General features: G+C 66.5%; 13 protein-coding genes and 1 tRNA gene. 7 read left to right on the plus strand and 7 right to left on the minus strand.

From position 1 onward, the window contains the following. Nucleotides 1-770 precede the first annotated feature (770 nt). The 6 genes from AMYHA_RS05830 to AMYHA_RS05855 form a co-directional block, all read right to left on the minus strand. Entirely contained in the window at nucleotides 771-1,391 is a 621-nt protein-coding gene (locus AMYHA_RS05830; RefSeq protein WP_034268737.1) for a dihydrofolate reductase family protein, read from the minus strand. Next, nucleotides 1,391-1,894: an SRPBCC family protein gene (locus AMYHA_RS05835; protein ID WP_034268741.1), complete on the minus strand. Its 504-nt coding sequence runs from the start codon at nucleotides 1,892-1,894 to the stop codon at nucleotides 1,391-1,393. The genes AMYHA_RS05830 and AMYHA_RS05835 overlap by 1 nt, the downstream gene beginning before the upstream one ends. Continuing rightward, the gene (locus tag AMYHA_RS05840; RefSeq protein WP_034276025.1) at nucleotides 1,887-2,237 is read right to left on the minus strand and encodes an ArsR/SmtB family transcription factor; all 351 of its coding nucleotides are present in this window, start codon (nucleotides 2,235-2,237) and stop codon (nucleotides 1,887-1,889) included. Before AMYHA_RS05840 ends, AMYHA_RS05835 begins: the two co-directional genes overlap by 8 nt. A 333-nt stretch (nucleotides 2,238-2,570) precedes the next feature. Next, nucleotides 2,571-3,341 carry a nucleotidyl transferase AbiEii/AbiGii toxin family protein gene (locus AMYHA_RS05845; RefSeq protein WP_034268743.1) on the minus strand — a complete coding sequence of 257 codons (771 nt, stop codon included), beginning with the start codon at nucleotides 3,339-3,341 and terminating at the stop codon, nucleotides 2,571-2,573. Continuing rightward, nucleotides 3,334-3,984: a type IV toxin-antitoxin system AbiEi family antitoxin domain-containing protein gene (locus AMYHA_RS05850; RefSeq protein ID WP_034268746.1), complete on the minus strand. Its 651-nt coding sequence runs from the start codon at nucleotides 3,982-3,984 to the stop codon at nucleotides 3,334-3,336. The genes AMYHA_RS05845 and AMYHA_RS05850 overlap by 8 nt, the downstream gene beginning before the upstream one ends. 205 nt (nucleotides 3,985-4,189) lie before the next feature. Continuing rightward, nucleotides 4,190-4,262, minus strand: a tRNA-Thr gene (locus tag AMYHA_RS05855). Nucleotides 4,263-4,558: 296 nt separating this feature from the next. Here AMYHA_RS05855 and AMYHA_RS05860 point away from each other — a divergent pair. The 3 genes from AMYHA_RS05860 (at nucleotide 4,559) to otsB (ending at nucleotide 10,169) form a co-directional block, all read left to right on the plus strand. After that, nucleotides 4,559-6,112: a threonine/serine exporter family protein gene (locus AMYHA_RS05860; RefSeq protein WP_034268749.1), complete on the plus strand. Its 1,554-nt coding sequence runs from the start codon at nucleotides 4,559-4,561 to the stop codon at nucleotides 6,110-6,112. Nucleotides 6,113-6,167: 55 nt separating this feature from the next. After that, complete coding sequence (locus AMYHA_RS05865) at nucleotides 6,168-7,577, plus strand: alpha,alpha-trehalose-phosphate synthase (UDP-forming) (RefSeq protein WP_034268752.1); 1,410 nt, start codon at nucleotides 6,168-6,170, stop codon at nucleotides 7,575-7,577. A gap of 63 nt (nucleotides 7,578-7,640) precedes the next feature. Then, a complete protein-coding gene (otsB, locus tag AMYHA_RS05870) occupies nucleotides 7,641-10,169 on the plus strand; it encodes a trehalose-phosphatase (protein WP_034268755.1) in 2,529 nt (842 codons plus the stop codon). Between the two features lie 125 nt (nucleotides 10,170-10,294). Here otsB and radA read toward each other — a convergent pair whose 3' ends face one another. Next, complete coding sequence (gene radA, locus AMYHA_RS05875) at nucleotides 10,295-11,677, minus strand: DNA repair protein RadA (protein WP_034268758.1); 1,383 nt, start codon at nucleotides 11,675-11,677, stop codon at nucleotides 10,295-10,297. Between the two features lie 184 nt (nucleotides 11,678-11,861). Here radA and AMYHA_RS05880 point away from each other — a divergent pair, with 184 nt between their 5' ends. The 4 genes from AMYHA_RS05880 to AMYHA_RS05895 all read left to right on the plus strand — a co-directional run bounded on the left by AMYHA_RS05880 (nucleotide 11,862) and on the right by AMYHA_RS05895 (nucleotide 14,922). After that, a complete protein-coding gene (locus tag AMYHA_RS05880) occupies nucleotides 11,862-12,461 on the plus strand; it encodes a class I SAM-dependent methyltransferase (RefSeq protein ID WP_034268761.1) in 600 nt (199 codons plus the stop codon). A 131-nt stretch (nucleotides 12,462-12,592) separates the two neighbouring features. Then, complete coding sequence (gene ectA / locus AMYHA_RS05885) at nucleotides 12,593-13,174, plus strand: diaminobutyrate acetyltransferase (RefSeq protein ID WP_051399583.1); 582 nt, start codon at nucleotides 12,593-12,595, stop codon at nucleotides 13,172-13,174. A 65-nt stretch (nucleotides 13,175-13,239) separates the two neighbouring features. Then, nucleotides 13,240-14,490 (plus strand): diaminobutyrate--2-oxoglutarate transaminase, encoded by a 1,251-nt coding sequence (ectB, locus tag AMYHA_RS05890; RefSeq protein ID WP_034268764.1) that lies wholly within the window; start codon nucleotides 13,240-13,242, stop codon nucleotides 14,488-14,490. Nucleotides 14,491-14,529: 39 nt separating this feature from the next. Then, nucleotides 14,530-14,922, plus strand: a complete 393-nt coding sequence (locus AMYHA_RS05895) for an ectoine synthase (protein ID WP_034268767.1) — start codon at nucleotides 14,530-14,532, stop codon at nucleotides 14,920-14,922. Nucleotides 14,923-14,979 lie beyond the last annotated feature (57 nt).

Genomic DNA, 14,979 nt, shown 5'->3' on the forward strand with positions numbered 1-14,979 from the left:
ACCGCAACCAGAATCCATCGCCCAACGGCCGCCAATGGAGTCACCAGCAGCTCGGCAATGACGCCGTCTTCAGCCACCATGCCGCTCCGTCCTGTCTTCGGTCAGCTCGCCCAGGATTGATTAGCTGCCAATTCCGAACCATCCCCACCAGCCAAACCGCAAAGCGCGGATGCCGTACTAGTCTTGTTCGAACGTCGAGAAGCTGATCTCGATTGTGCCGGGGATCGGACCAGGCGGCACGTCGATCGTGACCACAGAGAGCCTCGTCATGATCGGCCACACCAAGAGCCGGTCCGGTCGCAACTCAGCGGCTGCGCAGGCACGAACGGGTATGGGGCGGCCCCCGAGCGCTTCCCACTGTGACAGCGGAGTCGGCTGGACGAACACCGATGCTCGGGGGCCGGGTGGCCGCCTGGAATTGGCGACGTGGTTCGCATTGGTCCCAGCGTCAGCCGGCGACCACCTCACGCGTCCGATAACCAATCATCTATCGGATCACCTCCTTTCCCGTGTACGGAAACCATACGTGCGGCCCGCGTGCGTCGTGAACTCATTTTCGCTGCGGCACCGACGGGCTGTCTCGCGGTGAGACCGTGGAGCTGCTGGAATCGGCCGCGCTCGGTGATTTCGATGCTGTCGGTTGACCCGGAGGGCTGGGCGCGAGTGGTTGACTCCAACTTCCTGTGAGCGCCGGCATCCTCCTCGTGCGGTGAGGCCTGCGGCGCTGCCGTGGGCGAGCGTGCGGTGGAGGCGCTCGACTTTGCTCTCGGTTACCGCAGGTGCACGGCGTAGCTGAGATGTGTCGTCCGCGCCGAAGGTTCAATACTGGTCTGCTCCAGGGCAACTCGACCCGCGTCCACGCGATCAAACAGTCGGACTCCGGAGCCGAACAGCACGGGCGAGAGGGCGATATGGAACTCGTCAACGAGACCTGCGTTCAGGTACCGCACGATCGTCTCTCCGCCGCCCGCGATGCGGACGTCGCGATCTCCGGCTGCATCCCGTGCGCTGTCGAGCGCGGGCTCGATGCCGTCGTTCACGAAGTGGAACGTGGTCCCTCCCGGTCGTTCCCAGGGGTCGCGCTTCTCGTGCGACACGACGAATACTGGCGTGTGGAACGGGGCGTCTTCGGGCCACGCGTGCTCCCCGGCCTCGAACATGCGCTTGCCCATCACGCTCGCGCCGGTACGCTCGAACGTCTTCTGGGCGATGTCGTTGTCACGGCCCTCTTCGCCGCCCTCGCCGATCTTGAGGTTCTCACGGGTGAACCGCAGCGGGAAGGCCCACTGCTGTAGCTCCATCCACTGTTGCCCCATCAGTTCCTCGGCGGAGTCAGGGGCGATGAATCCGTCCAGTGACATCGACACGCTGAAGAACACTGTGTCGGCCATCAGTGTTCATCGCCCTTCCTGGCGATCTTCGCGACGTACGCCGCCAGGTTGTCCAGCGTCTGCTGGCCGCCCTCGATCGCGCCGTACTTCTCGACAGCCTCGTCTCGCTGCTCCATCGTCGGGAACAACGTGCGCATCTCGAGCCTGGTCGTGTCGCCCTCGGCCTCGAAGGTCAGGGCCGACTCGAAGGCGTTCGGGTCACCGCGGTGCTCGCCATGGATCATCGCGATCCGCTCCGGCGGATTGATCTCCGTCCAGGTGATCCACTCGCTGTAGTCGGTGCCGTCTGGCGCGTGCATCACGAAATCCCACTCGCCACCGACGCGGAACTCGAAGGCTCGCGTGGTGGTGGTGAATCCCTTCGGTCCCCACCACTGAGAAAGGTGGCGAACCTCGGTGAACGCCTTGAACACCAGCTCTCGCGGAGCATCGATCACTCGGGAGACCACGATCTCGCGGTCGGCCGTGGACTGCGCCGCTGTGTCTTTCTCTATCTCACTCATCAGCCTTGCTCCTGTCTTCCTGCTTGAGTTCCTGCACGTACGCGTCCAGTCGCTCAAAGCTTTCCTTCCAGAACTGCTCGAACCCACCGGTCCAGTCGTGCACGGACCGCAGCCCACGTGCGTCGAGGGTGTAGAGACGCTGCTTGCCTTCTCGCCGGTCGTGCACCAGACCGACCTCGCGGAGAACCCGCAAGTGCTTGGACGCCCCGGGCTGGGACATTCCCAACTCTTCGGCGACCTCCGTCGCCGGCCGCTCGCCTGCCCGGAGCAGCATCAGGATGTCCCGGCGCTGTGGCTCTGCGATCGCGTTGAAGACGTCGGACGTCGTCGCTGCTCGTGCCATGAGCGCGAACATATACCCATATCGGCAAGTGTTTCAAGCCAGCGGTCCACTTCCGCGCCGCTGAAGCGGGCGCGGGTGCGTTGCCCGTGACGCCTGGGTCCAAGCAGGCATCAGGCCCCGTTCACAGCTAGACCGCGACGAACGTCGTGAGCAACTGATTGTCTCCTGCGCGGCGGACTTCGACTTCGTAGTCGTCGACGTCGGCGTCTGGCCCGCCGTGGCGTCGCGCGGTTCCTGGACTTCGGCGGCCTCTGGAGTCACTAGCGTCACGCCGGGTATCCCGGTTTCGTGCCACGAACCGTGCCACGGTCCGCGGGTGGTGTTGGTGTGCCCTCAGTCGTGGTTCCATCCGAGCGCGTCAGCGTAGGAGGCACGCACTCGCATGAGGCAGTCCGCTGCGGGCGGTAGGTCGCGCGTCTGGTGCCCGAGTTGGGCGTTCCAATCGAACTTCGGGAGGGAACGAAATAGGTACGGTCCAACTGTCCAGCCGGTGATGCGTCGGACCAGGCTTGCGGTCTCTTCGTTGAGCGTGCCGAGTGGGGCCAGCGCGGCGAGGTCGTAGAGATCCCGCGCGGTGGTGCGGTCCATCCATGCTGCGGTCTTCATGGCGGCGAACGCGGTCAAGGTGGGTACGCACAGAGTGACGTTGTCGACGTCCGAGTAGCGCAACGAGACTGTCGTGCGATCAGTTGGCCATGCAGCCAGTTCCCGATGATGGGATGTACTGAGCAGTTGGATTCGCACCTCGATGCCGTCGCGACTAAGGAGACGCGCGGCCTCGCTTGATCGCACCCTGTCGAGGGATGGTTGCCAAGATGAGCCAGGGAACTCGCGTCGCAGCATGACCGGAAGCTGGCGGGTCAGTAGTTGAGCGATCTCTTGGCGTTGGTCGGTGTAGAGGTCGATGTCTTCGGAAAGCCGTCCACCGTTGGCCGGGCCGGTCAGCCAGGTACGAGCGAGGGCGGTGCCACCGAAGAAAACCACCGGTACATCCAGCGATGCCAGGGCGGCGAGGATGTGGCTGATCAGGTGGTCGCGGCGTACCTGCTCCTCGGCTACACCGAAAGCGGAGGCAGTGCTTGCTAACTCCTTCGGGTCAAGCACGATCCTGGTTCCCTGCGAGCGCACGCACAGTGTCCAACGCTGCCGGGCGGTGTTGCTGCTCTGCCAGCGTCTGCAACCACGACCACTCCGCGCGCGCGATAAGCGCCCGGATGGCTTCATCGATGTCGGCACGCGCGAGGCCACCGAGTTCCGGGCGGGCGGCCAGATCGAGCAGCGTTTGCTCCACCGTGGTCACCCACCCATCGCCAAGCTCCGTCGTGGTCCGTTCCACGTCCAGGCGGGAGACATTCCGGCGGACGAACATGAGATGTGCCCTGTCGCTCGTCAGCGCGGGTCGTTGCTTGGGCACTGCCGCCACAGCCACAGCGACTTCCCGAGGAATCGCTCCGTGCACGCGGGCTGCGCTCACGCCCATCAAGGCCACGTCGGCGATTCCATAGTCGGCCTGGCCAATCCCCAACACGGTCGCGTGCGGGTCCGGCAACCAGGAGTGGTCGCCCATCCGATGTTGGGGCACCAGGGTGTAGTAGCCGGTGGCCAGCCTACGTATCGCTCCCGCCCGTACGAGTCTCGCGATCTCGCCGCGCGGGTGCGCGTAGATCGCCGCGAGATCGCGCGGACGAAACACCGACGGCGAACGCCGTGCCAGCTCCGGTGGAACACCAACCGCGGAACGGGCCATCCGATACTCCCAACGTAGGGTTTAAGCCTACGTTCATAATAGTACCTAGCTCGCTGAGGTATCCGTCTTCACTCGGGAACCTGCGCCCCGCTCCTCGGGGCCTCGCTGATGAGGCAATCACCAGGACGGCAGTTCGTGTCGACGCGTCATGCGATGTGCTGCCGTCGGCCCTTTCCACGCTCGCGTTTCCCCAGGTCAAACCCTGAGCCGACAAGGGGACTCGAACCCCTGACCTACGGTTTACAAGACCGTTGCTCTACCAGCTGAGCTATGTCGGCACGGCCGGAAAACCGGCGCGTCACCATCGTATGTTGCCATGCCGGTGGGCTCGCCGGACCCCCTCCTGGCACGCTCGGGGAGGCACCCACGAGACCGTCCGAGGGGGCTCATCAAGCCAGCCCCGGCGACATCCACCAGACTTGCTCGAAGGCACTGGTCATGCCGCTCATGAGGTGCCATAACACGGCTCCGGGCCCCGACCCGAATGGCTGTGACGAACCCCACCAGCGGCCCCTGCAACAGTCAGGCTGCCTGCACCGATGCCTTGCGGGATATTCAGTGAGGAGGTGGCAGTATGAAGCTCTCCCCGCGCAGGCGCGGCGCGCACGTCAAGAGGCGTGCATGGCGGGTGCTGGAGGCGCCGTCGGAGGCTCCGATGGACGACACCAGCAACGCGGCGAATGGCAAGAAGGGGCCGCTGCGCGCCTGGGGCATCCTCGAAGCGCCCATGCGCGAGCAGCCGAGCCCTGTCGCGGACATGGCCATGGGGCCGGAGCTGCCAGATGATGCCACCGTCCACTTCGCGCTCGAACTCGCGCTGCGGATCGGCGAGGTGCAGATGGCGACCGGCGCGGGCGCCGCCGATGTCACAGCGACGATCCTCGCCGTGACGTCGACGCTCGGCCTGCCACAGTGCGAGGTCGATGTCATCTACACCTCCATCACCGTGACCTGCCACCGAGGCACCGAGATGGCACCCGTGACGGCGGTGCGCGTCGTGCGCAGCCGCAGCCTCGACTACAGCAGGCTCACCGCCGTCGAGGAGCTGGTCAAGAAGATCACGCGGGGCCATATCAGCGCTGAGGACGCCTACGCCGAGCTGCGCAGGATCAACGCGGCACCGCACCCGTACCCGCGCTGGGTCGCCACGCTGGCGCTCGGCGGGATGGCGGCCTCGGTCACCGTCTTCATCAACGGTGACGCGGCGACCGCCGTGCTGGCGTTCTTCGTCAGCGCGCTGATCAACCGGGTCGGCAGGGTGCTCAACCGGTACGCACTGCCGATGTTCTTCCAGCAGGTGGTCGGCGGGCTGATCGCCACGCTGATCACGATGGCCGCCATCAGTAGCGACATCGGCGCGTTCAAGTCGCCGAGCCTTGTCGCCGCCGCAGCGATCACGGTGTTGCTGTCCGGGCTTGGCACGGTCTCCGCTGTGCAGGACGCCATCACCGGCTACAACGTCACGGCGGCGGGCCGGTCAATGGAAGTCGCCCTGATGAGTGCCGGGCTGATCACCGGCGTCGTGATCGCGTTCCAGATCGCGGTCTCGCTCGACTGGGTGGAACGGACACCGCTGCCAGTGTTGCCCGAGCCGACGGCGGTCGGGCTGCCGATCATGATGCTCGCCGGTGCGGGTACGGCTGGCTTCTTCGCGCTCGCCAGCTACTCGCGGGTGCGGCCACTGCTGGTGGCGGCCGTCGCGGGCATGGTGGGAGCCGGCACTTACGGTGCCATCCGGCTCGGTGGCGGCGACGCCGTCCTGGCGACCGCGATCGCGGCCACCCTCGTCGGGTTCAGCGGCGGCCTGCTGTCCCGGCGGCTGCGGGTGACGCCGCTGGTCGTCGCCGTCTCCGGGATCACGCCGCTGCTGCCGGGTCTGTCCACGTACCGCGGCCTGTACGAGCTAGCCGTCGCCCCGGTCAGCGATATCGCGTCGAAAGCCACGTCAATCGCTGATGCCACTACGTTGATGAAGGCCATCGCGATCGGACTGGCGCTCGCGGCGGGCGTCGTGTTCGGCGAGTACCTCGCGCAGCCGGTGCGGACCAGGCTGGGCAGGCTGGAACGCAAGCTGGTCGGCCCGAGGATGGCCGGACCACTGAAGCCGGCGAAGCGCAGGTTGGAGTAGTGCCATTGCCGCGAGTGCACCCCTATCCGCCCCCAGGACAAGTAGGCTCGGAGCCGTGAACGATCCGGACTTCCTCGTCGTTGCCAACCGACTCCCGGTCGATCTCGAACCCGCCGCGGACGGCACGCAGCGCTGGACGCAGAGCCCCGGAGGGCTGGTGTCCGCGCTTGAGCCGTTCCTGCGCTCCCGCAAGGGCGCGTGGATCGGCTGGCCAGGTGTGCCCGACGTCGAAGTGGACCAGTTCAGCGACGACGGCCTCATCCTGCACCCGGTTCCGCTGTCCTCCGCTGAGGTGCGTGACTACTACGAGGGCTTCTCGAACGCGACGCTGTGGCCGCTGTACCACGACGTCGTGCAGCGGCCGGTGTTCGACCGGGGCTGGTGGGACGCCTATGTGCGGGTGAACCAGCGGTTCGCCGACGCCTGCGCGAAGGTCGCGGGGCAGGGCGCGACGGTGTGGGTGCAGGACTACCAGCTGCAGCTGGTGCCGAGCATGCTCAGGGAGCTGCGGCCCGACCTGCGGATCGGCTTCTTCCTGCACATCCCGTTCCCGCCGGTCGAGCTGTTCATGCAGTTGCCGTGGCGCGCTGAGCTGGTGCGCGGGCTCATCGGGGCGGACCTTGTCGGCTTCCACCGGCCTGGCGGCGCGCAGAACTTCCTGTGGTTGGCAGGACAGCTGATCAGCCTCGAACCGAGCCGTGGCGCGGTCGGTGTGCGCTCCCGGCCGGGCCACGTGCAGGTGGGCGATCGCACCGTGCGGGTCGGCGCGTTCCCGATTTCCATCGACTCCGCTGGCCTTGACGCGCTCGCCCGCACACCAGAGGTCGGCAAGCGAGCGGCTGAGATCCGCGAGTCGCTTGGCAATCCGCACACCGTGTTGCTCGGTGTGGATCGCCTCGACTACACCAAGGGCATCGACCTCCGGCTGCAGGCGTTGCACGAGATGCTGCAGGAGGGGATGGTTCCGCCTGAGGACGTCGCGTTCGTGCAACTGGCGACGCCGAGCAGGGAGCGGGTGGAGCACTACCAGCGGATGCGCGGCGATATCGAGCGAATTGTCAGCCGCATCAACGGAGAATTCGCGACCGTAGGCCACCCGGTCGTGCACTATTTGCATCAGTCGGTCGATCGTTCCGAACTCGCGGCGTTTTTCCGCGCGTCCGATGTCATGGTCGTCACGCCGTTGCGAGACGGGATGAACCTGGTGTGCAAGGAATACGTGGCGTGCAAGCATGATCAGAAGGGTTCGCTGGTCCTGTCGGAATTCGCTGGTGCCGCGGCCGAGTTGACCAGCGCTTTCTTGGTCAACCCACACGATCTGGACGGGGTGAAACGCGCCTTGCGCGCGGCTATTACCCTCGACCCAGCCGAGGGTCGTCGCCGGATGCGCGCGCTACGTCGTCAGGTTCTTACCCATGACGTCGACAGGTGGGCTCGCTCGTTCCTGGACGCGCTCGGCGCCTGACGACCACCGCGTCGTAAATTGGGACATAATCTTTCGTACTTTATCGATTTTGTTGGAGGGGCGTTGACCGCCGAGGCACTACCCGCGGACCTGCGCCGCGCCATCGTGCACATCGCACGCACCCCACGGTTGCTTGTCGCGTGCGATTACGACGGCACGCTCGCTCCGATCGTGGAGAATCCCGACACCGCACGTCCGCTGCCAGAGTCGGTTGGCGCGATGCGGTCGCTCGCCGCGCTGCACGAGACGACGGCCGCAGTGATCTCGGGCAGGGCGCTGCGCGATCTCGCCACGCTGTCCCGGTTTCCCGCCGAGGTGCACCTCGTCGGCAGTCACGGGTCGGAGTTCGACATCGGCTTCGTGCACGAACTCGACGCGGACGCGCGCGAGCTGCACCGCAAGCTCGAAGTCGAGCTTGACCGGCTCGTCGACGGCGTGCCTGGGGTGTCGCTGGAGATCAAGCCCGCCAGCGTCGCGGTGCACGTGCGCCGCGCGGAACCGGACGACGCGCAGCGCGTGGTCGATGCCGTGCACGACGGCCCGTGCCAGTGGGACGGCGTCAGCGTCACCGACGGCAAGGCCGTCGTGGAGCTGTCCGTCGTGCCGACCGACAAGGGCAGGGCGCTCGACATCCTGCGCCACCAGGTCGGCGCGACCGCCGCGCTCTTCCTCGGCGACGACGTCACCGACGAGAAGGCGTTCGCACGGCTGTCTGGGCCGGACCTCGGTGTGAAGGTCGGCGAGGGCGAGAGCATCGCGCAGTACCGCATCGACACCGCGGACGAGGTCGCCACCGTGCTGGCGTTCCTGCTCGAGGAGCGGCGCAACTGGCTCTACGGCGAGCAGGCGCCGCCGATCGAGCGGCTGTCCATGCTGGCGAGCGAACGTGCGGTGGCGCTGGTGACGCCGGACGCGCGGCTGACCTGGCTGTGTCACCCCGGCCCCGATGCGCCCGCCGTGTTCGCCGACCTGCTCGGCGGTCAGAGCGCTGGTCACTTCTCGATCGGCCCGAATCACAACGGCCTCCCACTCGGCCAGCGCTATCTGCCCAACACCATGACGGTTGAGACGCGCTGGTCCCGACTGCTTGTCACCGACTATTTGGAGCCGGACACGGCGGCGCACCGCACCGACCTGGTGCGCGTCATCTCCGGTGAGGCCGAGGCGTCGATCGTGTTCGCGCCCCGGCCGGAGTTCGGCGGCGTGCCGGTACGGCTGCTGCAGGAGCACGACGGGCTGCGGCTGCTCGGTACCTCGGAGCCGTTCGTACTGCGCTCACCTGGTGTGGACTGGACGATCACCTCCGATGGCCTGCACGACACCGCGGAGGCCATCGTCCAGCCGGCGCCGGAGCAGCCGGTCGTGCTTGAGCTACGTTGCGGTACCACGGATCTCGGCAGTCACGACCTTCCCGAGATGGAGCGCAGGCAGCGGGCCGGTGCGTACTGGAGCGACTGGGCGGCCACGCTGAAGGTGCCCGAGGTGGAGCCGGACCTGGTCGCTCGCTCGGCGCTGACGCTACGTGGTCTTGTCGACAAGGAGACCGGTGGTGTGCTCGCGGCGGCCACGACGTCGCTGCCCGAGGAGATCGGTGGGGTCCGCAACTGGGACTACCGCTACTGCTGGATCCGCGACGCCGCGATGACCGTACGGGAGCTGGTCGCGCTCGGCTCGACCGCTGAGGCCGAGGGGTATCTGCGCTGGCTGCACGGGGTGCTGACCACACTGGCTGGTCCCGAGCGGCTGCACCCGCTGTACACGCTGTCCGGCACCCAGATCGGCGCCGAGGCCGTGATCGACTCGCTGCCCGGCTACTCCGGATCGCGGCCGGTGCGCGTCGGCAACCTGGCGAACCATCAGGTGCAGCTCGACGTCTTCGGGCCGGTCGTCGAGCTGGTCGTCGACCTCGCCGAGGTGCGTGGCGAGCTGCGCGACGAAGACTGGCAGATGGTGCGCGCGATGGCCGAGGCCGTCGACCGGCGCTGGTTCGAGCCCGACCACGGCATCTGGGAGGAGCGCCACGTGCCCCGGCACCGGGTGTACTCCCGCGTGATGTGCTGGGTGACCATCGACCGCGCGATCAAGCTCGCGCAGACGCACGGCCGCGAGATGCCAGCGAACTGGCCCGCGCTGCGCGACAGCATCGCCACCGATGTGCTGGAGAACGGCTGGAACGACGAGGTGCGGGCGTTCACCACCGCCTATGACGGCGTCGACCTGGATGCGGCCTCGCTGTTCGTTGGGCTAGCCGGGCTGATCGACCCCGCGGACGAGCGGTTCCAGTCCACGGTGACGGCCATCGAGGGCGAGCTGCGCAGCGGCTCGACGGTGTACCGCTACCGCCGTGACGACGGCCTGCCTGGCGGCGAGGGTGGCTTCCACCTGTGCGCGGCGTGGATGATCGAGGCATACCTGCTCACCGGACGTCGCACCGAGGCGCAGGAGCTGTTCGAGCAGCTCGTCGACGCCGCGGGCCCGACGGGATTGCTGCCGGAACAGTACGACCCGATCGCGGAACGCTCGCTCGGCAACCATCCGCAGGCGTACTCCCACCTCGGCCTGATCCGCTGCGCCTCGCTGCTGTCCCAGTAGCCGTCGTGTCCGACGCTCAGGACGCTGTGTCATGCACTCCGAACAGTGTGTCCGACGTTCGGGACGCCATGTTCGGCGTTCCGAACGTCGTGCGGCGCACCTGAACGCCGTCTCGTTGGCCGTTGCTATCCCTGTTCCGCGTAGTTCCGGTTGTCGGCCAGGTGCAAGGCGGTAGCGAGGTCGGGGACCTCGCGTACCCAGATACCGTCCGGCACCGGACCGGGGTCAGGCGGGACGAGTGCTGTCGTGAAGCCCATCCGCATGGCTTCGGCCAGTCGTCGTCCGATCGCTGACACGCGCCGGATCTCCCCGGTGAGCCCGATCTCGCCGATCGCGACCATGTTGGGACACAGCGGCATGAACTGAGCGCCGGATGAGATGGCGAGCGCGATCGCGAGGTCGGCGGCCGGCTCGCTCAGTTTGATACCGCCAACCGTCGCGGTGTAGACGTCCCGCTCGCCGAGGCGAATCTTCAGCCGCTTCTCCACCACGGCGAGCACCATGCTCACGCGGGAACTGTCGAGACCGCTGGCCGCTCGGCGCGGCATCGGCGCCGACGTCGTTGCGATGAGGGACTGCACTTCTGCGAGCAGCGGACGTTTGCCTTCGAGCGCGACGGTGATGGCCGTACCCGCCTCCGGCTGCCTTCTGCGGTTCAGAAACAGCCCGGACGGGTCGGGAACACCGGAAATGCCGCTGTCGTGCAGTTCGAAGCAGCCGACCTCGTCCGCCGCTCCGAACCGGTTCTTCACGCCGCGCAACATGCGCATCGTTGAGTGCTTGTCGCCCTCGAAGTGCAGCACGACGTCGACCAAATGCTCCAACACGCGCGGGCCTGCTACCGACCCTTCCTTGGTGACGTGCCCGACGAGCAGCACCGGCAGCCCCCGCTCCTTCGCCGCCGCGACCAACGCCGCCGTGACCGCCTTGACCTGCGTGACTCCGCCGGGAGTGCCCTCCGCTTTGGGGGAGGCCATCGTCTGCACCGAGTCGACGATGAGCACGCCAGGGTCGACCGCGTCGATGTGGCCGAGCACCGCGGACAAGTCGCTCTCCGCCGCAAGGTACATCTGGTCGTGCACCGAGTCGGTGCGTTCGGCGCGCAGCCGTACCTGACCGGCCGACTCCTCGCCGGTGATGTAGAGCGACGGACCGAAGCTCCCGTCTCGGGCAGCCCAGCGGAACGCGACCTCCAAGAGCAGCGTCGACTTGCCAACCCCAGGCTCGCCCGCGAGCAGCACCACGGCACCCGGCACGAGCCCGCCGCCGAGCACACGGTCGAGCTCTGGCACGCCGGTCTGGCGCGCACGGGCGGTTTCGACGTCGACCTCGCCGATCGGACGGGCCGGTGCGGACGGTGCGCCCGCCGCGACCTTGGCCAGCGCTGGGTTGGGCGCGCCGCGCTCCTCGACGCTGCCCCAGGCCTGGCACTCCGGACAGCGGCCGACCCACTTCGCGACCTCGTAGCCGCACTCGGTGCACTGGTAGTTCGCGCTCTTCTTCGCCACGAGTCCAGACGCTAACGCCCGGCACCGACAATGCGGTGGCTCCCACGCGGCCCGACGTCGTGTCCGACATTCAGGACGTCGTGTCCGACACCCAGGACGCCGTGTTCGACATTGGCGACGCCGCGAAGGTGCGACTTGCGGTGACCACAGCGCGGTGCGCGCCGACATCCGGTAGACAGGAAGGATGCGGAGTGAGGACTGGGACGAGAAGTTCGCGGCAAGCGAATTCTTGTTCACCGCGCGGCCGAACCAGACCGTCGTCGCCGAGACGACGAGCCTCAAGCCGGGCACGGCGCTCGACCTCGCCTGTGGCCAGGGCCGCAACGCCGTCTGGCTGGCCGAGCAGGGCTGGCACGTCACCGCCGTCGACTTCTCTCGCGTCGGTCTCGACCGGGCGCGGCAACTCGCCGAGTCGAGAGGTGTCGACGTCACCTACATCGAGGCGGACGTCGTCAACTGGCAGCCGCCGGTGCAGGCGTTCGACCTGGTACTCATCGCCTACCTGCAACTACCGTGGGAGGAGCTGAAGACCGTGCTGGCTGCCGCGAGGAAAGCCCTCGCACCGGGCGGGACGTTGCTGCTCGTTGGCCACGACGCGGACAACATCGATCACGGGTACGGCGGCCCGCCTGACCCCGCCGTTCTCTACGACGCGCAGCGGATCAGGGCGGAACTCGACGCCCTTGACGTCGAGACCGCGCGGCAGGTGGACCGCGTCGTCGACACCGACATCGGCCCGATGACCGCGATCGACACCCTCGTCAAGGCTACCGCGCGTGACTAGCAGAACGGCGTACATGATCGGTAGGGAAGGTAGGGATTGTCACACGTGCGCGCACATCATCGCTGGTAGTCATGGTGAGCCTGGTCAACTGCGGCTAGACTCGATATTGAGTTCTGTTAAGTTGATATGACATGTCGGGAAAGCAAACGAGTTCTGCGACCGGTGGTGGCATTGTCACCGTCGGCGATGTGGTGATTGACCATCCGACCAAGGCTGACGGTGCCGCGTTCTGGCGAATAGCACGGGACTCGCAGAAGCTGGACTTGAATTCCTCTTATGCGTACCTGATGTGGTGCCAGGATTTCGCGAACTCGTCGGTTGTCGCCCGGTGTGACGGGGACCCCGTCGGATTCGTGATGGGTTACCGGAAACCGGACGCACCCGACGCCGCTGTCGTGTGGCAGGTCGCCGTTGACGCATCGCAGCGCGGGAAGGGCCTCGCCGGTCGTATGCTCGACGCGATGTACGCGTCGCTGTTGAACGAGGGCGTGCGGTACCTGGAAACGACCATCACTCCGGACAACGAGGCATCCATCGCGCTGTTCAGTTCGTTCGCCACTCGCTGGGACGCTGAGCTGGACCGCAGCGAGTTGTTCGCGGTCTCCGACTTTCCCGACGAGCACGAGCGGGAGGATCTGTTCCGGATCGGCCCGCTCGTCACGCCACCGGAGGCGGTACGTGCCGTAGTCACGAACGTGCACGAACAGACGTGAGAAGAAGTACGACATAACCGAGAGAAACGGCCGCGCGTCCATCGCGAGGGCCGGACGGAGCAAACGTGAGTATTTTTGAAGCGCTCGAATCGCAAGTCCGCAGCTACAGCCGCGGCTGGCCGGTCGTGTTCCATCGGGCGCAGGGGAGCTGGCTGTACTCCGAGGACGGCAAACCCTACCTCGACTACTTCGCCGGCGCCGGGGCCCTGAACTACGGGCACAACCACCCGCTGCTCAAGAAGGCCCTGATCGACTACATCCAGGACGACGGCGTCACCCATGCGCTCGACATGTACACCGTCGCCAAGCGGAACTTCCTCGAAGCGATCGACGAGGTGCTGCTGAAGCCGCGTGACCTTGAGTACAAGGTGGTCTTCCCCGGTCCCGGTGGCGCGAACGCCGTCGAGGCCGCGCTGAAGCTGGCCCGCAAGATCACCGGCAAGGAAGCGGTCATCAACTTCACCAACGCGTTCCACGGCATGACGCTGGGCGCGTTGTCGGTGACCGGTAACTCGATGAAGCGTGGCGGCGCGGGTATTCCGCTGGTGCACGCCACACCGATGCCGTTCGACCGCTACTTCGACGGTGACTACCCCGACTTCTTCTACCTTGAGCGGCTGCTCGAGGACTCGGGCAGTGGCCTGAACGAGCCAGCCGCCATCATCGTGGAGACGGTGCAGGGCGAGGGCGGCATCAACGCTGCCCGCGTCGAGTGGCTGCGCGCGCTCTCCGATCTGTGCAAGAAGCACGACATCCTGCTGATCGTCGACGACGTCCAGATGGGTTGCGGCCGGACAGGTCCGTTCTTCAGCTTCGAGGACGCTGGGATCAAGCCAGACATCGTGTGCCTGTCGAAGTCCATCAGCGGCTACGGCATCCCGATGGCGCTGACGCTGATCCGCCCCGACCTCGACGTCTGGGAGCCCGGTGAGCACAACGGCACGTTCCGCGGCATCAGCCCCGCGTTCGTCACGGGAACGGAGGCGTTGCGCAACTTCTGGTCGGATGACACGCTCGAGAAGTCGGTGCGGGCCAAGGGCGAGCGGCTTGGCAGCGCCCTGACCGAGATCGTCGAAGCGCACCCGGACGCATCGCTGACCGCGAAGGGCAAGGGTTTCGCGCGCGGGATCGAGTTCGCCGACGGTGACACCGCTGGCAAGGTGTGCGCCGCCGCGTTCGAGCGTGGGCTGCTGATGGAGACCTCCGGTCCCGACGGCGAGGTGGCCAAGCTGCTGCCGCCGCTGACCCTCACCGACGCCGAAGTCGAGCAGGGCACCGAGATCATTCGCGAGTCCGTCGCGGCCGTACTCCGGTAACGACGTCCTGACAACGAGATAGCGAGCTAGGAGAGAAGTTTGATCGTCCGAACCCTTGACGACATTGCCGACACCGACGCCGACATCAAGACGCCGAACTGGCGTAGTAAGCGGATCGTCCTTTCCAAGGACAAGGTCGGTTTCTCGGTGCACGAGACGACGGTGTACGCGGGCACCGTGAACGACTTCTGGTATGCCAACCACTACGAGGCGGTTTTCATCGTCGAGGGTGAGGGCGAGATTACGAACACGGCTACTGGGGAAACCCACCAACTGAGGCCGGGCTCGATGTACTTGCTCAACGAGCACGATAAGCACCAGCTCAGGCCGACGACAGACATTAAGGCGGTCTGCGTCTTCAATCCACCCATCACGGGCAGGGAAGTGCACGACGAGCACGGCGTGTACCCACTGGTCATTGAAGACGAGTAGACTGGACTTGTAGACGTCGACGGCCGATTCTGGCGCCGTCGAAATGTAAAAGCACAC

This window comes from Haloechinothrix halophila YIM 93223, assembly GCF_000504245.1.
In the GTDB taxonomy this organism is placed as follows: domain Bacteria; phylum Actinomycetota; class Actinomycetes; order Mycobacteriales; family Pseudonocardiaceae; genus Haloechinothrix_A; species Haloechinothrix_A halophila.